Below are 20,966 nucleotides of genomic sequence, written 5' to 3' on the forward strand. Positions count from 1 at the left end.
GGGGGGGCCCCCCCGGCATCGCCCCCCCCCCCCAGCTTCCCCCCCCCCCGGCGGCTAAAACCGCCCCCCATCGTACGAACGGTGCGCTTTTCCCCCCCCCCGCGGGGGGCGCGGGGCGGGGGGCCCGGCCCCCGACGGGAGAGCGGAACGCGGAGGGGTTGGTCAGGAGGCGTGCGGGGTGCGGGGGCGGCGCGAGCGGCGGGGCCGCCCCGAGGCGCGGTGCGGAGCCCGGGCGCCCTCACCGGCGCGGCCGGCCGACCGGCCGCCGGCAGACCCGGCGGAGGCGGCCTGCGGCGCGGGCGGCGCGATCGTCACCGGCACGCCGGACGGCTCCCGGGCGCCGGTCACCCGGGCCAGGGCCTCGTCGCCGGGGCGCACCTGGACGGACTCGGGACGGATGCCGGCGGTCGACATCAGCCGGGACACGTCCCGGCGCTGCTCCGGCAGGACCAGGGTGACGACCGTGCCGGACTCCCCCGCCCGGGCGGTACGCCCACCACGGTGCAGGTAGTCCTTCGCCTCGGTGGGCGGGTCCACGTTGACCACCATGTCGAGCCCGTCGACGTGGATGCCCCGGGCCGCCACGTCGGTGGCGACCAGCGCCGTCACCTGCCCGGTGCGGAACTGCTCCAGGATCCGGGTGCGCTGCGGCTGCGACTTGCCGCCGTGCAGCGCGGCCGCGCGTACCCCCTTGGCCAGCAACTGGCGGGCGAGCCGGTCGGCGCGGTGCTTGGTGCCCATGAACAGGATGGTGCGGCCCTCGCGGGCGGCGATCCAGGTCAGCGCGGTGGGCTTGTCCACCGCGTCGACGTGCAGCACGTGGTGGGTCATCGCGGTCACCGTGGCGGTGCCCGGGTCGACCGAGTGCGAGACCGGGTTGCTGAGGAAGCGGCGCACCAGCTTGTCCACGCCGCCGTCGAGGGTGGCCGAGAAGAGCATCCGCTGCCCGTTCGGGGCGACCTGCTCCAGCAGCTTGGTGACCTGCGGCAGGAAGCCCATGTCGGCCATCTGGTCGGCCTCGTCGAGCACGGTGATGCCGACCTGGTCCAGCCGGGCGTCGCCGCGGTTGATCAGGTCGTGCAGCCGGCCGGGGGTGGCCACGACCAGTTCGGCGCCGGCGCGCAGGGCGTCCGCCTGGCGTTGCAGGGAGAGCCCGCCGACGACGGTGGCGCAGCGCAGCCCGACGGCGCGGGCGTACGGGTCGAGCGCGGTGGTGACCTGCTGGGCCAGCTCACGGGTGGGCACCAGCACCAGGGCCAGCGGTCGGCCCGGGCGGGCCCGGCGGCCGGCGATGCGGGACAGCAGGGGAAGCCCGAAGGCGAGCGTCTTGCCGGAGCCGGTGCGGCCCCGGCCGAGCACGTCCCGGCCGGCGAGCGAGTCCGGCAGGGTCGCCGACTGGATCGGGAACGGCTCGGTGATGCCCTGGGCGGTCAGCTCGGCGAGCAGCGCCGGGGCCAGCCCGGTGAGGGCGAAAGAGGGTACGACAGTGGTCATGCGGAAGCCTTCCTCGACGCGGCACGTGTCGAGGGAGGGCGCCGGAGGCGGCGCTGTCACCGGCGGACCAGCCGCGGGTGACTCACAAGCACGAACCGAAAGGGGTACGGGCCCCGGCCCGCCGCCGTTCGCCGCCTGCTCACGCAGGTCGACGGTGCGGCGGGCCGGTCCCGTCACCACACCCGGAGGGCGCGATGGGTGTTACTGGACGATCCGAAGATCAGAGCGGGCGGATGTTCTCCGCCTGCGGGCCCTTCTGGCCCTGGGTCACCTCGAACTCGACCCGCTGGTTCTCGTCCAGGCTCCGGTAGCCGGAGGACTGGATCGCCGAGAAGTGGGCGAAGACGTCGGCGCCGCCGCCGTCCGGGGTGATGAAGCCGAAGCCCTTGTCAGCGTTGAACCACTTGACGGTGCCAATAGCCATTTTTGTTTCGTCTCCTTGACGGAACGTCGAACCCGCACTTGTTGCGGGCTCGAAGAGGAGCGCGCCACGCGGAACTGCCTGGCTCGCTTGTCGCTTCTGGTCGCCCCGCCCGGAGAACTCCGGACACAACAAAGAGCGCCTGGGCCACAATCCTCCAGGCGCACACAGAGTCTCTGGGAACCATAACTGCAACGCGACCAACCTATCACGGATTCGTCCCGGCACCACCGTCTGCCGGGATTTCCGGTACGGAGGCGATCAGCGCGGTCAGCCCGTCCGCGTCGAGCAGGTCCGTCGGGCGGACCGTGACCCCGTCCCGCACGTAGTGGAACGCCGCGCCGACCCGCTCCACCGGCACGCCGGCCAGCTCCGCCCAGGCCAGCCGGTAGACCGCGAGCTGCACGGCGGCCACCTCGGCGGCGGCGCCGTCGGGCTGCCGGCCGGTCTTCCAGTCGACCACGTCGAACCGCCCGCCCGGCCGGGCGAAGACGGCGTCCATCCGCCCCCGGACCACCACTGCGGCGATCGCTGTGGCGAAGGGCACCTCCACCTCGACCGGCACCCGCTCGGCCCACTCGCTGGCCAGGAAGCGCTCCTGGAGCTCGGCCAACGCCTCGTCCGGCGCCGCGTCCGCGTCCGCCGCACCCGGCAGCTCGTCCAGGTCGAGCAGCCGGTCGGCGCCGAACCGCTGCTCCAGCCAGGTGTGGAAGGCGGTGCCCCGGCGGGCGTACGGATTGGGTTCGGTGGGCACCGGGCGGCGCAGCGCGCGGGCCAGCGCCGCCGGATCCCGGCGCAGCGCCACCAACTGGGTCACCGACAGCTGGCCGGGCAGGGCCACCTCGACGGCGCCGGACTGCCGGGTCAGCTCGGCCCGCTCGGCGAGCAGCAGGTCGGCCTCCCGCCGCCACCGCGCCACGTCCGCGTCGTCGGCCGTCGGGTCCGCGCCCACCCCGGCGGTGTCGTCGTCGCCGGACGGCGCCCGTTCGGCGGTCTCGCCGTCGGACAGCGGGCGGGCGGCCGGGTCGCCGTCGGTGAGGAAGCGGCGGACCAGGGCCGCCGCCTCGGCCAGCGCCGGCCGGCGGGCGCCCAGCGGGTCGGCCGGCCACTCGGCGCGCAGCACCACCTCGGTCGTCGGGTTGACCGCGTCGCCCGGCGGCTCCGGCGCCCACTCGTCCACCAGGTGCCCGGCGCGGGCGTCCAGGCAGGCGTCGTGCACCTCCCGCAGCAGCACCGACGGGCCGCGCGGCCGTTTGGTGCCCTCCCCCCACCAGTAGCCGGAGCAGAGCAGCAGCCGCCGGGGGCGGGTCACCGCCACGTACGCCAGCCGGCGCTCCTCCCGCTCGTCGTGCGCCCGCCAGGCGTCGGTGAAGTCCTCCAGCGCCCGGGCCACGCCCCGCTGGTCCTCGGCCTCGTCGAGGCCCAGCTCCGGCAGCCCGTCGGCGTCGCCGCGCAACGGGAACGGCAGCACGCCCAGCCCGCCGAGCCAGTGGTCGGAGTTGCGCACCGGCCCCGGCCAGACGCCCCGGCTCAGCCCGGCCACCGCGACCACGTCCCACTCCAGGCCCTTCGCGGCGTGCGCGGTGAGGATCTGCACCGCCCCCTCGACCACCTCCACCTCGCCCGGCGTGAGGCCGCGCTCCTCGTCCTCGGCGGCGGCCAGGTAGGCCAGGAACCCCGACAGGGTGGCGCCCGGCGTCTCCCCGCTGAACCGGGCGGCGACGTCGCCGAGCGCGTCCAGGTGGCCCCGCGCCAGGCCGGCGTCCCCGGCCCCGTCCCGGCCGGCCCGCACCGCCACCTCCACGTCCAGGCCGATCGTCCGCTCGATGTCCGCGATCAGCTCCGGCAGGGACTGGTCCAGCCGGTAGCGCAGCAGGCCCAGCTCCCGGGCGTACGCCCGCAGCCGCGCGTAGCCCTCCGCCGAGTACGCCTGCGCCGGGCCCAGGTCGGCCAGCGCCTCCACCAGGGTCGCCTCGTCGAGCAGGTCCGGGCTGATCTCCGGGGTGCCGTCGTCGGCGAGCCTGCGCCGGGCCGCCGCGATGGACTTCGCCCGGCGGTGCAGGGCCACCAGGTCACGGGGCCCGATCCGCCAGCGCGCGCCGGTCAGCAGCCGCAGCAGCGCGGCCCCGTCCGTCGGGTCGGCCAACACCCGCAGCGTGCACACCACGTCCCGCACCTCGGGGGTGTCCAGCAGACCGCCCAGGCCCACCACCTCGACCGGCAGGCCGCGCTCACGCAGCGCCGACTCGATCGCCGGGATCTGGCTGCGCAGCCGCACGAGCACGGCGGTCGTGGGCCGCAGCGGCACCGGGATGTGCTCGGGCAGCACGCCGGGCATCCCGGCCGCGCCGCGCCAGGCGTGCAGCACGCTGTCGGCGATCCAGTCGGCCTCGTCGGCGTACGTCCGCAGCAGGGCGCAGTGGACGGTGCCGCCGGCGGCGCCGCGGGCGCTGCGGTGCGGGACCGGCTCCTTGACGCTCATCGCCGCGCGCAGCTCCGGCACCCGGGCGCCGGCGGCCCGCAGCGGGGTGGCCAGCGCGTTGGCGACACCGAGGATCTCGGGCCGGTTGCGCCAGCTCGTGGTGAGGCCGAGCACCTCGGCCGGCGCACCGCCCGCGCGGGCGAACTCCGTGGGGAACCGGTCCAGGGTGCCGGCGCTCGCCCCGCGCCAGCCGTAGATCGACTGGCAGGGGTCGCCGACCGCCGTCACCGGGTGCCCGCCGCCGAAGAGCGCGTTGAGCAGCACCACCTGGGCGTGGCTGGTGTCCTGGTACTCGTCCAGCAGCACCACCCGGAACCGGTCCCGCTCGATCTCGCCGACGCCCGGATGGTCGCGGGCGACCCGGGCCGCCCGCGCGAGCTGGTCGGCGAAGTCCATCGCCTCGAAGTCCTCCTTGCGCCGGGCGTACGCGCGCACCAGCGGAAGCAGCTTCAGGCGGATCTGCTGGAGTTGCAGCGCCTTGCGCACGTCGGCGTAGACCCGGCCGGGACGCGCCTGCACCTCGGCGAAGAAGCGGCCCGTCCACGCGGCCAGCGCGTCGGGGTCGACCAGGTGCTCGTCGAGTTCCCCGGCGAGCGCCAGCACCGCGTCGGTGACGGTGCTCGGCATCCGGTCCACCTCGGACATGTCGCCGTCGTAGTTGCGCACCAGCAGGTCGACCAACTGCCAGCGGGACGCCTCGGTGAGCAGCCGGGTGGACGGCTCGTAACCGGCCCGCAGCCCGTGCTCGGTAACGATCCGGCCCGCGTACGAGTGGTAGGTGGAGACCGTCGGCTCCCCCGCCAGCGGATCGTCGAGCGGGTCGCGCCCCCGCCGCCCGAGCCGCCGCACCAACTGGTCCAGCCGCGTACGCACCCGGTGCGCCAGCTCTCCGGCGGCCTTGCGGGTGAAGGTGAGCCCGAGCACCTGCTCCGGCCGCACGTGCGAGTTGGCGACCAGCCAGACCACCCGGGCGGCCATCGTCTCCGTCTTGCCCGACCCGGCGCCCGCGACCACCAGCAGCGGCTCGACGGGCGCGGCGATGATCGCGGCCTGTTCCCGGGTCGGCGCGGGCAGCCGCAGCAGCTTCGCCAGCTCCACCGGCGTGTAGCGGGGGCCGGCGTCGGCGACCCGGGGCGTCGGGGTCGCGCTGCTGAACAGGGCGGGCTGCGTCACTGAGTGATCTCAGTTCGCGACTGCGGGGCTCGCAAGCTCACTCCTCACGCTCACGGGCGCTCCGGACGACGGGTGGTCGGCGGCTCGACCACCTGGCGGCCCTGCCCGGACACCGGGCAGCTCGTACGCACCGGGCAGACCCGGCACTTGGAGTTGGCGACCGCGGCGAAGGTGGCGGCGGCCATCGTATCCGCGGTGCGTCGCACCAGCGCGGTCGCCCAGCCGGCCTCCGGGCCCTCCCCCGCCGGCGCCTGGCTCTGCTCCTTCGCGTCCTTCGCGCCGGTGCCGAGCTGCACCAGGGCCGCGCCGCCGGACTCCTCGCCGAAGTCGGCGAAGGCCCCCGCCTCCACCGCCGCCTGGTAGGCGCCGAGCTGCGGGTGCTCGGCGAGGTCGTTGGCCGTGACGGCGGTGGACTTGCCGGTCTTCAGGTCGATGACGACCAGCCGGCCGTCCTCGTCGACCTCCAGCCGGTCCACCCGGCCGACCAGCTCGACCGGCCGGTGCGGGTCGTCGAGGCGTACCGCGAACTCGTGCTCGATGGCGAGCAGCCGGCGCGGATTCGCGGCCAGCCAGCGGAGCAGCTTGTCCACCATCGCCTCGGCGCGGCTGTGCTCCGGACCGACCATCCAGCGGGCGGCCAGCTCGATGACGTCGAACCGGGCGGCGACGTAGTCCAGCAGCGCGCCCCGGTCCGCACTGGCGTCCTCGGCGAGCATCGCGGCGGCGTGCACCAGGTTGCCGACGCCCTGGGCGGCGCTGGCCGGCGGGCTGCCGCCGTGCCGCTCCAGCAGCCAGCGCAGGCTGCACCGCAGCGCGCTCTCCATCGCCGACGGGGTGACCCGGACCGGTTCCCCCTCGTCGACCAGCGGGCGGTCGTCGGAGAGCTGCCGCAGCCCCCACCAGTCGTCCGGGTGCGCGCCGGCCACCCCGGCGGCGGCGAGCCGGGCCAGCTCGGCAGCCGCCGCCTGCCGCCGGGCGTAGGACACGGCCGGGTCGCTGACGGCGGTACGCAGCTCCGCCACCAGCGCCGGCAGGGTCAGCGCCCGGGGCGGCCGGCTCACCGGCAGGGCCCCCGGCCGATCCGGCTCCTCCTCGGCGGAGGGACCACCTTCCTCCGGACGCTGCGGCGCGTTCCCGTCCGGCCGCGCTGCGACGCCGGCCGGGCGTCGGCTCCCCGGAGGCGGTGGACCGTCACCCGGCACGGAAGGCGCGGTGGAGCCGGCGCGGCCGGTCGGGGCGGTGGGATCCGGCGGACCGGACGGGTCCGGCGGACCGGACGGGTCCGGCGGGCCGGACGGGTCGGTGGGGTCGGTGGGGTCGGTGGGGCCCAGCTCGTAGAGGAAGCGGCTCGGCTGCTCCTCGTGGTCGTCGCCGCCCACCGCGGCGGAGGCGACCGCGCTGACCAGCAGCCATCGCCGGGCCCGGGTGACCGCGACGTGGAACAGCCGGCGCTCCTCGTCGAGCAGCGCCGAGGTCTGCCCGACCAGGGCCGCCACCACGCCCGCGCCGGCCGTCCGGCCGGCGAGCACGTCGACCAGGCGCTCCGAGCCGAGCAGGCTGCCGCGCAGGCGCAGGTCGGGCCAGACGCCCTCCTGCACCCCGGCGACCGCCACGAGATCCCACTCCAGCCCCTTCGCGGCGTGGGCGGTGAGCAGCCGTACCGCCTCCCCCCGGTCGGCGGTCGGGGCGAGGGTGTCGGCCGGCAGGTCCTGGCCGAGGACGTGGTCGAGGAAGACCTCCGTACGCGCGCCGGGCAGCCGGTCGGTGAACCGGGCCGCCGCGTCGAAGAGGACCATCACGGCGTCGAGGTCGCGGTCGGCCGCCTCGGCGCGGCGGCGCCGCGCGACGTCGCCCTCGCCGGTCACCGTCTGGCCGCGGCCGGTCGCCGCGGACCACAGCTCGGCGAGCCCGCTGGCCCGCCACACCGCCCAGAGGACGTCCTCCGCCGTGGCGCCGGGCCGCGCGGCGGACTCCCGGGCCACGGCAAGCAGACCGGCCACCGTCTGCGCCGGCTCCGCCCAGTGCCGCTCGATCCCGGCCAACCCGGCCGGGTCGCGCAGCGCCTCCACGATCAGCTCGCCCGAGGGCCGGCGGTCGCCGCCGGCCAGCGCCAGCGCGCGCAGCCCCTGCCGCAGCCGCCGCTCGGCCAGCGGATCGGCGCCGCCGAGCGGCGAGTGCAGCAGCGCCACGGCGGCCTCCTCGTCGAGCCGCTCGGGCTCCAGGGCGCAGCGCAGCAGGAGCAGCAGCGGCGCGACCGCCGGTTGCAGGTGCAGCGGCAGGTCCTCGCCGTGCACGACGGTGGGCACCCCGGCGGCGTGCAGGGCACGTTGCAGCGAGGGCAGCTGCCGCCCGGTGGAGCGCACCAGCACGGCCATCTCCGACCAGGGCACGCCGCCGAGCAGGTGCGCCTCGCGCAGGGCGTGCGCCAGCCAGGCCGCCTCGCTGGTGGCCGAGCGGAAGGTGCGTACCTCGACCGCGCCGGGGGGCGCGTCGGGCAGCGGGTGCAGCCAACGGTGCGCCGCCGGGCCGCGCAGCCGCCGCGCCAGCCGGCCGGACGCGGCGAGCAGCCGGGCACCGGCCCGGTAGGACGTGGTGAGCACCACCTGCGCCGCGGGCGCACCCGAGGCGGTGCGGAAGCGGTGCGGGAACGTCGCCACCCCCGCCGGGTCGGCGCCCCGGAACGCGTACGTGGACGAATCCGGGTCGGCGAACGCGACCAGGGGCTTGCCACCCCCGGCCACCGTCGCGAGCAGGTCCTGCTGGGCCGGGTCGGTGTCGGCCAACTCGTCGACGTAGACGTACGCCAGCCGCCGGCGCTCGGCCGCGAGCAGCTCGGGGTCGTCGAGCAGCATCCCGGTGGCGGCGCGGACCAGCTCGGCCGGGTCGTACGCGACGGAGCCGCGGTTGCTGACGTCGCGCAGGGCGAGCACGGCCACGTACTCCCGCAGGAAACGCGCGGCGGCGGGCCAGTCGGCGCGGCCGAGCTTCTCGCCCAGCCGGGCCAGCTCGACGGGGCCGACGCCCCGCTCGGCGGCGCGCATCAGCAGGTCGCGCAGCTGCGCCGCGAAGGCCCGGGTGCGCAACGCGGGGCGCAGGTCCTCCGGCCAGCCGACCGGGTCGTCGTCGGGCGCCTCGCCGACCACGTCGAGCAGCTCGCGGATGATCAGATCCTGCTCCGGCCCGGTGAGCAGCCGGGGGGACGGCTCGCCGCGCTCGGCCGCCGCCCGCCGCAGCAGCCCGAAGGCGTACGCCGGAAGGGTGCGCACCAGCGGCTCGCGCAGCACGCGGTGCCCGCCCTCGGCGACGCGGGCCTCGATCCGCTGACGCAGCGCGGTGGCGCCCCGGCGGCCGAAGGTGAGCACCAGGATCCGCTCCGGGTCGACGCCCTCGGCCACCCGCGCGGCGACGGCCTCGACCAGCGTGGCGGTCTTGCCCGTGCCGGGACCGCCGAGCACCAGCATCGGCCCGTCGGTGTGCGCCACGATCTCGACCTGGCGCGGATCGGCCAGCCGCGCCGCCCCAGGGTGCGCGTCCCCGTCGGCCGGCCCCCCGGACCGCCGCTCACCCCCGGTCGGCCCCCCGGACCGACCGTCCCCCCGGGCCGGCCCGCCGGGCCGGTGGTCCCCCCGGACCGCCTCGGCAGGCCGGCGCACCAGCCGGTACGCCTGCATCCGTCCATCCCACCACGCCGGTACGACACCCCCGCCCCGCCACCCCGCCGGGGACCAACCCACACTCCCCCGTCAGAGGAGCTGGAGTTCCAGGGTGTCCAGGGCGGCGGGGACCGTGTCGGTCACGGTGAGCAGGCCCAGGCCGGCGGGCTTGAGGAAGGTCTGGTCGGCCAGCGCGCCCAGCCAGTCGAGCACCGGACGGTAGAAGCCGTCGGTGTCGACCAGCACCATCGGCTTGGCGTGCAGGGCCAGGGTGGCGGTCGTCCAGACCTCGAACAGCTCGTCGAGGGTGCCGAGCCCGCCCGGCAGGGTGAGGAACGCGTCCGACTTGTCGATCATGAGGGTCTTGCGGCTGGCCATCGAGTCGGTGACGAGCAACTCGTCCGACGCCAGGTCGGCGACCTCCAGGTCGACAAGCGACTGCGGGATCACCCCGACCGTCCGGCCGCCGGCCGCCCGCGCCCCGTCCGCCAGCGCGCCCATCATGCCGACGCACCCGCCGCCGCTGACGAGGGTGTGCCCGCGCCGGGCGATCTCCGCGCCCGTCTCGGCCGCGAGGTCCAGCCAGCGCTGGTCGAGGGTACGGGAGGAGGCGCAGAACACGCAGATCGCCGCCATGTCAGCGCTTCCGGTTCTCGTCGCCCGCCTCGGCGGCGGCCTGCTGGTCGGCGGCGGTGACGGCGACCGCCTCCTCGCGGACGGCCTCCTGCTCGACGTTGAGGGCGGCCTCGGCCTCCACGATGTGCCGGACCGCCGCGTCGACGTCGTCGGTCACGCAGATCAGCTCCAGGTCGACGGGGCCGATCTTCCCGTCGGCGGCCATCGTGTCGCGCAGCCAGTCGAGCAGGCCGCTCCAGTAGTCGGCGCCCATCAGCACCACGGGGAACCGGGTCACCTTGCCGGTCTGCACCAGGGTGAGCGCCTCGAAGAGCTCGTCCATGGTGCCGAACCCGCCGGGCAGCACGACGAACGCCTGGGCGTACTTGACGAACATGGTCTTGCGGGCGAAGAAGTAGCGGAAGTCGATGGCCAGGTCGACCCAGTCGTTGAGCCCCTGTTCGAAGGGGAGCTCGATGCCGAGGCCGACCGACAGCCCACCGGCCTCGCTGGCGCCCCGGTTGGCCGCCTCCATCACGCCCGGCCCGCCGCCGGTGATCACCGCGTAGCCGGCCCGGGCCAGGGCAGCGCCCACCGCCTCGGCCAGCTGGCACTCGGGGCTCTCCGGGTGGCTGCGGGCGGAACCGAACACGCTGACCGCCGAGGGCAGGTCGGCGAGGGTGTCGAAGCCCTCGACGAACTCGGAGAGGATGCGCAGCGCCCGCCAGGCGTCCTTGGTCTTCCAGTCCTCACGCCCCCGCGAATCGAGCAGGCGCTGGTCGGCGGTGCTGCCCGTCAACGCCTGCCGACGCAGCGTCACGGCCCCCCGGTGCCGTTCCTGTCCCGGCTCGCGGCCGGCCTCCCGCCCGTTGCTCTGACCCATGGGAGCAACCGTAGTGGAGCCGCACCCGCCAGGTGCACGCACCGTTAGCCGGGCCGCCGCAGGTGACGGCCAAGGCGACGAACGACACGCCCCCGGGCGGCGGAGGACGCGGCCCCGGGCGGCGGACGGCACGGCCTCGGGCGGCGGGCGGAGACGGGCCGGGCGACGATCGGAAATATTTTTCCGGATCTTGGGCAACTAATTCGGTCGCACGGGCGTCTTACTATTCACATACCGGGTATGCCCCGGCGCGCGCCTTCGGGGGAGGAGTCAGCGTGATCAGCAACAGCGAGATGATCCGGATCCGGCGGCAGATGCAGCGCCGCATCCGCGACGTGGTGGCCGAGCGCCGCCGCGCCCGCCTGATGGAACCGTCCACCGACCAGGGCAGCCAGACCGACGCCCGGCCCGCCGCCGACGCGTCCACCACCGTCTGACCGCACCGACGACACCGGGAACACCGGAAGGTCCGCGTCGTCCGACGCGGACCTTCCGTCATGCGGGGGGCGCCCCGCGCGGGAGCGTCAGGAGGAGGCGAGCCAGCGGCGCAGGGTGACGGCGCCCTCCCGGATCTTGCTGATCTCCACGTGCTCGTCCGGGTGGTGGGCCAGGTTGGGGTCGCCGGGGCCGAAGTTCAGCGCCGGGATGCCCATCGCGGCGAACCGGGCCACGTCCGTCCAGCCCAGCTTGCCGATCGGCGCGGCACCGACCGCGGCGAGGAACTCCTTGGCGGGTGCCGCGTCCAGCCCGGGCGGGGCGCCGGCGGCCGAATCGGTGACCCGCACGTCGAAGCCGGCGAAGACCTCGCGCAGGTGCGCCTCGGCCTCGGCCGGGGTCCGGTCCGGCGCGAACCGGTAGTTGACCTCGACCTCGCACCGGTCGGGCACCACGTTGCCGGCCACGCCGCCGTGGATACGGACCGCGTTCATCCCCTCCCGGTAGTCGCAGCCGTCGATGGTCACCCGCCGCGCCTCGTAGTTGGTCAGCCGGTCGAGCACCTCGCCGGCCGCGTGGATCGCGTTCACCCCGTGCCAGGAACGGGCCGAGTGGGCGCGTACGCCGGTGGTGGTCACGACCCCGCGCATGGTGCCCTGGCACCCCGCCTCGACGATGCCGTGCGTCGGCTCCAGCAGCAGCGCGAAGTCGGCCTCCAGCCACTGCGGGTACGCGTCGGCGACCAGGAAGAGGCCGTTGTACTTCGACTCGATCTCCTCCGCCTCGTAGAAGAAGTACGTCACGTCGTAGCGCGGGTCCGGCAGGCTCACCGCCAGGTTCAGCGCGAAGGCCACCCCGGACTTCATGTCCGAGGTGCCGCAGCCGTACATCAGGTCGCCGCGCATTGTCGACGGGAAGTTGTTGTTCAGCGGCACCGTGTCCAGGTGACCGGCGAGCACCACCCGCTGGTCGCGGCCCAGGTCCGTCCGCGCCATCACCGTGTTGCCGTGCCGGTACGTGGTCAGGTGCGGTACGCCCCTCAGCACCTCCTCCACGCAGTCGGCGATCGCCTTCTCGTTGAGGGACACGGACTCCATGTCGACCAGTGCGCGGGTCAGCGCCACCGGATCGGCCAGGACCTCGGGGGTCAGCGGGTTCTCCATGGTTCGCACGGTACCGTCAGATCCGGCGAGCGCGTGGAGCGAGCGTTCCGGGGCGGCCCGCGCGGGACGCGGGACGCGGAGGGCTCGCCGGCCCGCAGCACGAACGAGAGGTAGATCAGTGACGTCCGAATCCGCCTGGGGCATCGGCCTGGCCACCGTTACCGCTGACGACCAGGTGCTCGACACCTGGTATCCGACGGGCAAGCTGGGCCTCGGCGAGCTGCCGCTGGTCGCCGGCGAGGACGAGGCGGACGTGCTGGACCTGCCCCCGGGGGCGGTCGGCGACCGGGCGCTGCCCGGGCTGCGTACCGTCCAGGTGGTCACCGTGATCGGCTCGCTGGACGAGCCGATCAAGGACGCCGCCGACGCGTACCTGCGGCTGCACCTGCTCTCCCACCGCCTGGTGCGCCCCAACGAGCTCAACCTCGACGGCATCTTCGGCAAGCTGGCGAACGTGGCCTGGACCTCGGCCGGGCCGTGCCCCCCGGAGCGGGTCGACGAGCTGCGGGTCATCGAGCGGGCCGCCGGCCGCCACCTGGCCGTCTACGGGGTGGACAAGTTCCCCCGGATGACCGACTACGTGGTGCCGTCGGGCGTGCGGATCGCCGACGCCGACCGGGTGCGCCTCGGCGCGCACCTGGCGGCCGGCACCACCGTCATGCACGAGGGCTTCGTCAACTTCAACGCCGGCACGCTCGGCACCTCGATGGTCGAGGGCCGGATCGTGCAGGGCGTGGTCGTCGGCGACGGCTCCGACATCGGCGGCGGCGCCTCGATCATGGGCACCCTCTCCGGCGGTGGCACCGACCGGGTCCGCATCGGCGAGCGCAGCCTGGTCGGCGCGAACGCCGGTGTGGGCATCTCGCTCGGCGACGACTGCGTGGTGGAGGCCGGCTGCTACATCACCGCCGCCTCCAAGATCACCTTGCCGGACGGCCGGGTGGTCAAGGCCCGCGAGCTGTCCGGGGTGGACAACCTGCTGTTCTGGCGCAACTCGGTCACCGGTGCGCTGGAGGCGAAGCAGCGCAGCGGCAGGGGCATCGAGCTGAACGCCGCGCTGCACGCCAACGACTGACGGTCGCCCCGCCGGGCCCGCGGTCGGCCGCGGACCCGGCGGGGGTACGCCTCAGCGCAGGCGGTACGCCTGGATGACGCGCTGGGTGACCGTGTTACCGGCGGTGTCCCGGGCGGTGGCCCGCAGCGAGACGTGTCCGGTGCCGGCCGGGTGCTGCACGGTGGCCGTCCAGCCGTCCCCGCCGCCACGGATCCGAGCCCGCTGCCAGGTCTTCCCGCCGTCGTAGGAGACGTCGACGGTCAACGCGGCGACCCGGGCCGGGGGCGCGCCCGGCTGCCGCTGCACCGCCACCGGGATCACGAAGCTCCGGCCCGCCGGGGCGGCGTTGTCCCGGTCCAGTCGGGGCGCGAACCGGATCGCCGACGCCGGCAGCGCGGCCGGGTCGTCCCCGGCGACGTGCCGGGACCGGAACGTCCAGGTGGCCGACACCTCGGTCGAGAGGTCGGTGAAGCTCCGCTTCGACGAGGTCTCCAGCCGGTAGTCGGCCGCGCCCGGCGGCACGTCGAACCCGCCGTACGCCGGCTCCTCGTGCTCCCCTACCAGCTTCCCGTTTCGGTAGAGGGCGGTGCGGGCGGTGTCGGCGACCGAGCCGCCGGGGTGCCCCTCGGCGTCACTGTGCAGCGGCAGGCCCACCTCGATGCGGTCGCCCCGGCGGACGATCCCCGCCTCCGGGAACGACGGCCCGTACGGCGCGCTGTTCCAGCTCTCCCGGTAGTGCCGCCCGGCGCGCAGGCTCCGCTCCTCGGAGAACAGGATCGCCTTGGTGTCGAGCCAGCCGTCGTCGGTCGGCACCCCGAAGTCCAGCTCGGAGGACCAGCGCACGCCCCGGGTGTTGTAGTGCTCGACCCGTTGCCCGGGGGTGGCGGTGCGCAGGCCGACCGCCCAGCCGCCGAGGTCGGGTTCCCGGTGCGCGAAGACCAGGCGATCGGTGGCCAGCCCCGGGCTGCCGCCGTTGAACCGGTGGGTGACGGTGGCCAGGTCGCTCGCCCGGTAGTGCCGGACGAAGCCGGTCGGCATCCGGCCCGGCACGCCCTCACTCAAGGCGTAGAGGTAGGGGCTGCTCGCCGCCTTCAGGTCGGCCCACTGGCCGCTGACCGTGGCGACGAACCGCTCTGCGGGCACCGGCTTCCCGAGCCCTGCGGTGAAGAGACCGTCGAAGTCGGAGTCCAGCAGGCCGAAGGTGTAGCTGCCGTTCTCGGCGATGAAGCCGGCGTCGATGACGGCGAGCGCCGGGGTGGCCGAGCGCTGCGGGACGCTCATCCTGACCGGCTTGCCCCGTCGGGCGTCGAGGGTGATCCGCGTGTCCCCGCCGACCACCAACTCCGGCTGGACGAGCTGGGTGGCCGCGGTGTACTCGTCGCCGTCCACCTCGAACACGTAACTGACCAGCCCGTACCGGCCCTTGGGGACCCGCAGCTCGGCGGTGCCGTCCGGGTCGTACAGGTCGTACGGGTTCAGCTCGTCGAGGGAGACCAGCGTGGTGCTGTGCTCGCCGGCGGGCGCGCCGGCGCGGTTCAGGTGCCGGGCGGTCACCGTGTAGCTCTCCACCTCCCGGTGCACCGCCAGCGGGATGCCCGCCGGGAAGTTGTCGCCGCGGACCACGATCCGGCCGGTGTAGTGGCCGTCCGGGCCGTCGACACGGGTGTTGGCGGTGACGGTGGTGCTCGCCGTGCCGCCGGCCGGCACGCTGAGCCGGGTCGCGCCGAGAGTGAACATGCCGGCCGGGGCCGGCCTGCCGTCCGGGCCGGTCGCCTCGACGGCCAGCTCCAGGTCGGTCGCGGTCCCGCTGTCGTTACGCCAGGTCACCGTGCGGGTGACCGGGGCGTCGTCGCCGTGCGGCCAGAGCGTCCGCCCGAACGACACGCTCGGCGGGTCGTTGGTCAGCGACTGCCAGGTCGCCTTGGCCAGGTCGACCCGCCCGGCTCCCTGCTCGTATGCGGTCAGCTCGGGATCCGGCTTCGCCGAGGACATCAGGAGTGCCTTGATCTCGCCGGCCTTCGAGCCGGGCCGCATCTGGGCCATCAGTGCCGCCGCGCCGCTGACGTGCGGGGCCGCCATCGAGGTGCCCGACATCGCCACGTACCCGGTCCCGGCCGGGTCGCCGATCACCCCGTCGCGGCTGCGCGCCGCCACGATCCCCACCCCCGGGGCGGTGATGTCCGGCTTCAGCGCGTCGTCACCGGTGCGGGGACCACGGCTGGAGAAGTCGGCGAGGCTGTCGTCCCGGTCGACGGCGCCCACTGAGAGGGCGGCGTCGGCCGTGCTGGGGGAACTGACAGGCGCGAACCTGCCGGAGTTGCCGGCGCTGATCACGAACAGGGCGCCGGTCTGCGCGGTGAGCGTGTTGACGGCCGCCTCCAGCGGGTCGACCTCCGGGGTGTCGAAGCCGCCGAGACTGAGGTTGATCACGTGGGCCCGCTGCTCGACCGCGGCCCACTGCATGCCGGCGAGGATCGCCGACTCCGGGCAGCCGTACGTCTCGCAGACCTTGCCGTCGAGAAGTGTCGCGTCCGGGGCCACGCCCCGCATCCGGCCGCCGGAGCCGGCGCCGCTGCCGGCGATGGTCGAGGCGACGTGGGTGCCGTGCCCGACGACGTCGCCCGGCGCGGACTCCTCGGTGAAGTTGCGCACCTGCGCCACCCGACCGGCCAGGTCCGGGTGGGTCGCGTCGATCCCCGTGTCCAGCACGGCGACCCGGATGCCCCGGCCGGTCCAGCCGTTCCGGTGCGCCTCCGGCGCGCCGATCTGCGGCACGCTGCGGTCGAGCGTGAGCTGCCGCCGGCCGTCGAGCCAGATCCGGTCGGCGCCCCCTGCCGCGCCGACCCTCGCACCGGCGGCGGTGACCGCCGCCCAGACCTCGGCGGCCCGCCGCTTGCTCGCCGTGGCGGCGAGCCCGCCGGCGGCGGGCAGCTCACGGGTGACCGTCACCCCGGCGGGCACGGCGGAGCGCCGGGCCGCGCCGGCGCTGCCGGTGATCAGCAGGGGCAGGTCGTCGCGCCGGGCGTCGTCGTAGCCGGCGGCGACCAGTTCGGTGACGTCGAACAGCCGCCGGTCGATCCGCCCGTCCCGGATGGGCGCCACGGCGTCCTCGGGCACGACGGAGACGTGCCCCCGCTCCCGTCGGGTCAGGAAGCGGACGTCCTCGCGCCCGGGTGCGGGTCGCACACTGGCCCGGGTCCCGCTGACGGTGACCCGGTCGCCGGTGAGCAGGGTGACGGTGACCGGGCGGCTGACGTCACCCACCCGGGACGGCGGGGCCGCGTCGGGACGGACTGTCGGTTCGGTGGGCTTCTGGGCGACGGCCATGCCGGGGGCGCCGAGCACCATGCCGAGCACCAGACCGAGACCAACCAGTTTTCTTCTTCGCTGCAACGGATCCTCCTCGTCGGGCGTTACTACCTGTAGGGAGAGACGCATTGACAGTCATCAGAGTTGCATACCGAGTATGCAAAATGAAGTCCTAAAATTGACGGACCAGCCAACGAACGGGCCCGATCGTCGGCGATGATCGACCGGTGACATCCATGAAGGAACGCATGCTCGCCGGCGAGCCCTACATCGCCGACGATCCGGAGATCGCCGCCGACCTGGACCGGGCCGCGCGGCTGATGGAAGCCTTCAACACCAGTCCGGCCGCCGACCCCGAGGCCCGGCTCGCGGCCCTGCGCGACCTGCTCGGCGAGCTGGGCGAGGGCGCCTACGTCCGGCCACCGCTCTACGTCGACTACGGCTGGCAGGTCCGGATCGGGCCGCGCAGCTTCGTCAACTTCAACGCGGTCCTCCTCGACGTCGCCCCGATCACCATCGGCGCCGACGTCCAGATCGGACCGAACGTGCAGCTGCTCACCCCCACCCACCCCGTCGAACCCGGGCCCCGCCGCGACAAGTGGGAGGGGGCCAAGCCGATCACGATCGGCGACAACGTCTGGCTCGGCGGTGGGGCCATCGTGCTCGCCGGCGTCACCGTCGGGGAGAACACGGTCGTCGGCGCAGGCGCCGTGGTGACGAAGGACCTGCCGGCGAACGTGGTCGCCGTGGGCAACCCGGCCCGCGTCGTACGCCAGCTCGGCTGACAGCGTCAGTCCGCCGGACAGCCTGCCGAGGGCCGACCCCTCAGAGCGGCGGCGGCTCGGCGAGCCGGACGACCAGGTCGGCGCGGTGCGCGGTGGGGGCCACCAGGGTGGCGTTGGCCTCGTCGCTGCCCGTCGCCCACGCCCGGGCCTGTTCCGCCGACCGCCCGTACGACTCGTGCCGGGCGGTCAGCCGGCGCAGCCGCAGCTCGGCGTCCAGGTCGAGGAACCACGCCTCGTGCAGCAGCGGCCGTATCTCGTCCCAGGGCGTGGCGGCCACCAGCAGGTAGTTGCCCTCGGTGACCACCAGCCGCACCGACGGCGGCACCTCGATCGACCCGGCCACCGGCTCCTCCAGGTCCCGGCGGAACGCCGGCGCGTAGACCGCCGTCGGTTCCAGCCGGTGCAGGCGGCGCAGCAGCGAGACGTAGCCGTTGGCGTCGAAGGTGTCGACGGCACCCTTGCGCTCCGCCCGGCCCAACCGGCGCAGCTCGGCCTGCGCGAGGTGGAAGCCGTCCATCGGCACCAGCCGGGCGGTGGGGCCGACCGCCTCGACGATCCGCTCCGCCAGCGTCGACTTGCCCGCGCCGGGCGCCCCGGCGATGCCGAGCAGCTGCCGCGGGCCGGCCCCGGCGAGGGCCCGCGCCCGCGCCACCAGCTCGTCGGTGCCGACGACCCGGGCGCCGGTCATCAGCCGAGTACCGGCTCGCTGATCGCGAACCGCGCCTGCACCGCGGCGTGCACGGTCTGCGGCTGCGGGTCGAGTTCCAGCTCCGGCGGGCCGCTCTCCGCGCCGTCGCCCATCGCGTACGCCATCCGGCTCATCATCGGCTGCTCCGCCGCGCCCGCGTCGGCCAGCTCGATCAGGGCGGTCACGTGGGCGCCGAGGGCCTCCGCGTACTCGCGGGCGCGCAGCAGGGCGTCGGCGAGCGCGGCATGCCGGGCCTCACGGTGGGCCGGGCTGTCCGGCCGCAGCGACCACCACGGCCCGGCCACCTCGATCTGGTCCTGGTCGGCGAGGCGCAGCATCAGCTCGCCGAGCGCGGTGAAGTCGCTGACCGTCACGGTGGTGGTCACGCTGCCGCTGTACGCCACCACCCGCTCGCCGGAGCGCCGGGTCTCCGGCCTGACCTGGAGCTCGCCGGTCTCCCGCCGGTCGATGCCGGGGCCCTCGCCGTCGAGCAGCACCCGGACGGCGGCGGCCCGCTCGGCCAGCCGAGTCAGGGTGGCCTCGCGGTCCCGGTCGCGCGCCCTGGCCGTCACCGTGAACCGGGCGATCTCCGGAGCCACCTCCCGGTACGCCTCGCCGCGCACCGCCACCACCGGCCCGTCCACCATGCCCTCACCCTAACGGCATGCCCGTCCGCCGTCGCCTGTCTCGCACCATGCCGTAAGGGCCTGAGTCTCGACCTGGAGAGCCGCTCAGGCTTGTTCGGGATTCGCCGGGAGGTGTGCGACGTACGAGACCGTGCCGGCACGGACACGGCACCCACTCAGGTATCCGCCGGCCGCCCCGAGTCCCCACAGGTAAGCGACCTCAGCAGCGACGTCGCCAGCGACGGAGGAGTTGTGCTCCCCGGCGACGAACCGGCGCCCGGACAGCGCGGCCCGCGCCGACGCCGCCTTCCGGTATTGCAAGGCGAGCGCCTCGACGTCGCCCGCCCGAACCGCCTCGGCAAGACCTTCGAGGAACGCGGTGACCCGAGCCAATTCCTCAATCACGCGCTCCTGGTTACTGAGCAGCATGTTGGCAGTGCGCTCGGCGGGTGCGGCAGCGACCCGGCTGCCATCACGGAAGCTGCCGGCGGCCAAACCCAGGACTGCGTCGCGCAGGGGCGCCTCCTGCACCGCCCCCGCCAGCGCTCCGGCCAGCAGATGCGGCACGTGCGAGGAGAGCGCGACCACCGTGTCGTGCTGTGCCGGTGACATCGGCACCAACCTGGCCCGGAACGCCTCGATGATCAGCGGAGCGAGTCGACGGAACGCCGCCATCCCTGACGGGTCCGGGCAGAGTACCCAGGCGGCCCGGTCGAGCAGCGCCGCGCTTGCCGAGGTGATGCCGGCCCGGTCCGCGCCGGCCATGGGATGTCCAGGGACGAACCGATGCCCGAAGCCCTGCGCGGTGGCGAAGGCGGCCAACTCCAACTTCGTGCTGCCAACGTCGGTCAGTACGCATTCCTCGGCAGTGGCGACACCCACCCGGCACAGCATTTCAGGCAGGGTGGGCAGCGGGCCGCAAAGGAAGACGACATCGCGGTCCGTGACCGCCTCCTCGACGGTGTCCGGGCACGCGAAGCCCTGTTCCTGGAGGTACCTCCGGGTTGTCGGATCCGGATCCCACGCGTTGACATCGAGCCCGGCGTCCCGCAGCCGGAGCAGGACCGAGCCGCCGATCAGACCGGTGCCGACCACCCCAGCCCGTGCCATGCCACCGATCCCGTGCACCATCGGCCACCTCGGCGTTCACTGTAGGCGAGGGGCACGCCCACCCCGCGTCGATCCGGGGCCGAGAATATCGCCCGGTCCGATCAGTCTCAGCTTCCGGTCACCCAGTTCCGCCACTGCAGGAACGGGGTGCCCGGGTCGTCACCGTCGAGGTACGCCCAGGGCGACCGGGTCACCAAGTCGCCGATGATCCGGAACTGTTCAGCCGCCGCAGGCCGGTCGCCACCCAGTGCGAAGCACATCGCGAAGTCGTTGTGCGGTGCGGGCCACCCCGGGTACCGCCCGTGCTCGACGTGGCGCACCGAACGATCTGCGGCCAGGTGCAGTTCGTCGAGCACCTCCGGCTGTTCCAGATACTGATCGTCCTCGTCCTCCGGCAGCCTGAGCCACATCTCCAGATGTGCCGTCGCCACGAGGTGTGCCAGCCCCGTCCCGGGCGGCGCCTCCTCCGCCACGGCACGGGCGAAGCCGAACATCTCCTCGTGGCTGCCGAACCACTTCGCGCACCGGTACTGGAGCATCTGGACATGCGCCAGCCGGTGCCAGGGGTGCCTCGCCACCACCTCGTCGAACCGCCGCTGCGATTCCTTCCGGTCCACCTGTAGTCCGCGTGCGGTGGTGACCAGGAACGCTCGGGCAGTCGTGTCGTCAGGGTCCCGCGCGGCCACCTCTCTCAGGCATTCCTCGGCCAGCGCCAGCCGCAGATGGAACTCCCGGAACTGGGCCCGGCTGGTCTGGGAGGCCGACGCGCCGCCACGCGCCTCCCACGCCCAGTCCACCGCGTGCGTTCCGCGCACCAACAGGGGGAGGGTGGATCGTGGCTCGGCATCCAGCCACTCGCCAATCCAGTCCTGCACGTTCGGCACGCGGCAGGCGGCCCAGAGGCAGAAGGCATGGTGATCCGGGTCTGTGACCGGGATCAGCACGTCCCGCGCGGTCCGCCAGTCCTGCCGTCGCAGTGCCTCGCACAGCGCTTGGGCGGTGGGGTCACCCATCGCCCAATCCACCGGCGGTACCCACTCGTGCCGCCGCGTCCTACGCCGAAGCACCCGCATCT

Annotated in this window: 15 protein-coding genes; 3 read left to right on the top strand and 12 right to left on the bottom strand. The window is 74.7% G+C overall.

All coding sequences use genetic code 11. The annotated features are described in order from the left end of the window. Positions 1-162: 162 nt before the first annotated feature. The 6 genes from ACGFNF_RS26595 to ACGFNF_RS26620 all read right to left on the bottom strand — a co-directional run bounded on the left by ACGFNF_RS26595 (position 163) and on the right by ACGFNF_RS26620 (position 10,721). A complete protein-coding gene (locus tag ACGFNF_RS26595) occupies positions 163-1,494 on the bottom strand; it encodes a DEAD/DEAH box helicase (RefSeq protein ID WP_393171419.1) in 1,332 nt (443 codons plus the stop codon). A gap of 220 nt (positions 1,495-1,714) precedes the next feature. Further along, on the bottom strand, positions 1,715-1,918 hold the full coding sequence (locus ACGFNF_RS26600) for a cold-shock protein (RefSeq protein ID WP_007464836.1): 204 nt from the start codon (positions 1,916-1,918) through the stop codon (positions 1,715-1,717). Positions 1,919-2,123: 205 nt separating this feature from the next. Further along, positions 2,124-5,570 (bottom strand): ATP-dependent helicase, encoded by a 3,447-nt coding sequence (locus ACGFNF_RS26605; RefSeq protein ID WP_393171421.1) that lies wholly within the window; start codon positions 5,568-5,570, stop codon positions 2,124-2,126. A gap of 50 nt (positions 5,571-5,620) precedes the next feature. Further along, entirely contained in the window at positions 5,621-9,241 is a 3,621-nt protein-coding gene (locus ACGFNF_RS26610) for an ATP-dependent helicase (RefSeq protein ID WP_393171423.1), read from the bottom strand. 72 nt (positions 9,242-9,313) lie between these two features. Further along, positions 9,314-9,859, bottom strand: a complete 546-nt coding sequence (locus tag ACGFNF_RS26615) for a TIGR00730 family Rossman fold protein (protein WP_132231057.1) — start codon at positions 9,857-9,859, stop codon at positions 9,314-9,316. 1 nt (position 9,860) lies between these two features. Continuing rightward, positions 9,861-10,721 (bottom strand): TIGR00730 family Rossman fold protein, encoded by an 861-nt coding sequence (locus tag ACGFNF_RS26620; RefSeq protein ID WP_357577793.1) that lies wholly within the window; start codon positions 10,719-10,721, stop codon positions 9,861-9,863. Positions 10,722-10,996: 275 nt separating this feature from the next. Here ACGFNF_RS26620 and ACGFNF_RS26625 point away from each other — a divergent pair, with 275 nt between their 5' ends. Next, entirely contained in the window at positions 10,997-11,158 is a 162-nt protein-coding gene (locus tag ACGFNF_RS26625; protein ID WP_311414872.1) for a hypothetical protein, read from the top strand. Between the two features lie 87 nt (positions 11,159-11,245). Here the strand turns inward: ACGFNF_RS26625 and dapE are convergent, their stop codons facing one another. Beyond that, positions 11,246-12,319 carry a succinyl-diaminopimelate desuccinylase gene (gene dapE, locus ACGFNF_RS26630; protein WP_393171426.1) on the bottom strand — a complete coding sequence of 358 codons (1,074 nt, stop codon included), beginning with the start codon at positions 12,317-12,319 and terminating at the stop codon, positions 11,246-11,248. A gap of 118 nt (positions 12,320-12,437) precedes the next feature. Between dapE and dapD the strand changes: the two genes are divergently transcribed. Continuing rightward, complete coding sequence (gene dapD / locus ACGFNF_RS26635) at positions 12,438-13,394, top strand: 2,3,4,5-tetrahydropyridine-2,6-dicarboxylate N-succinyltransferase (protein ID WP_151456225.1); 957 nt, start codon at positions 12,438-12,440, stop codon at positions 13,392-13,394. Between the two features lie 51 nt (positions 13,395-13,445). On the opposite strand, the gene ACGFNF_RS26640 is transcribed toward dapD, so the two are convergent. After that, a complete protein-coding gene (locus tag ACGFNF_RS26640; protein WP_393171428.1) occupies positions 13,446-16,811 on the bottom strand; it encodes a S8 family serine peptidase in 3,366 nt (1,121 codons plus the stop codon). Positions 16,812-16,909: 98 nt separating this feature from the next. On the opposite strand from ACGFNF_RS26640, the gene ACGFNF_RS26645 reads away from it, so the two are divergent. Continuing rightward, the gene (locus tag ACGFNF_RS26645; protein WP_393171430.1) at positions 16,910-17,467 is read left to right on the top strand and encodes a sugar O-acetyltransferase; all 558 of its coding nucleotides are present in this window, start codon (positions 16,910-16,912) and stop codon (positions 17,465-17,467) included. A gap of 40 nt (positions 17,468-17,507) precedes the next feature. On the opposite strand, the gene ACGFNF_RS26650 is transcribed toward ACGFNF_RS26645, so the two are convergent. From ACGFNF_RS26650 to ACGFNF_RS26665, 4 genes are all read right to left on the bottom strand, one after another. After that, positions 17,508-18,155, bottom strand: coding sequence for a nucleoside/nucleotide kinase family protein (locus ACGFNF_RS26650; RefSeq protein WP_393171432.1), 648 nt, complete (start codon positions 18,153-18,155; stop codon positions 17,508-17,510). Continuing rightward, on the bottom strand, positions 18,155-18,802 hold the full coding sequence (locus ACGFNF_RS26655; protein WP_393171434.1) for an SIMPL domain-containing protein: 648 nt from the start codon (positions 18,800-18,802) through the stop codon (positions 18,155-18,157). The genes ACGFNF_RS26650 and ACGFNF_RS26655 overlap by 1 nt, the downstream gene beginning before the upstream one ends. 84 nt (positions 18,803-18,886) lie before the next feature. Then, positions 18,887-19,912, bottom strand: a complete 1,026-nt coding sequence (locus ACGFNF_RS26660) for a prephenate dehydrogenase (protein WP_393171436.1) — start codon at positions 19,910-19,912, stop codon at positions 18,887-18,889. A gap of 86 nt (positions 19,913-19,998) precedes the next feature. After that, on the bottom strand, positions 19,999-20,904 hold the full coding sequence (locus ACGFNF_RS26665) for a DUF4034 domain-containing protein (protein WP_393171438.1): 906 nt from the start codon (positions 20,902-20,904) through the stop codon (positions 19,999-20,001). Positions 20,905-20,966 lie beyond the last annotated feature (62 nt).

The organism is Micromonospora sp. NPDC048868 (assembly GCF_043198195.1).
In the GTDB taxonomy this organism is placed as follows: domain Bacteria; phylum Actinomycetota; class Actinomycetes; order Mycobacteriales; family Micromonosporaceae; genus Micromonospora; species Micromonospora reichwaldensis.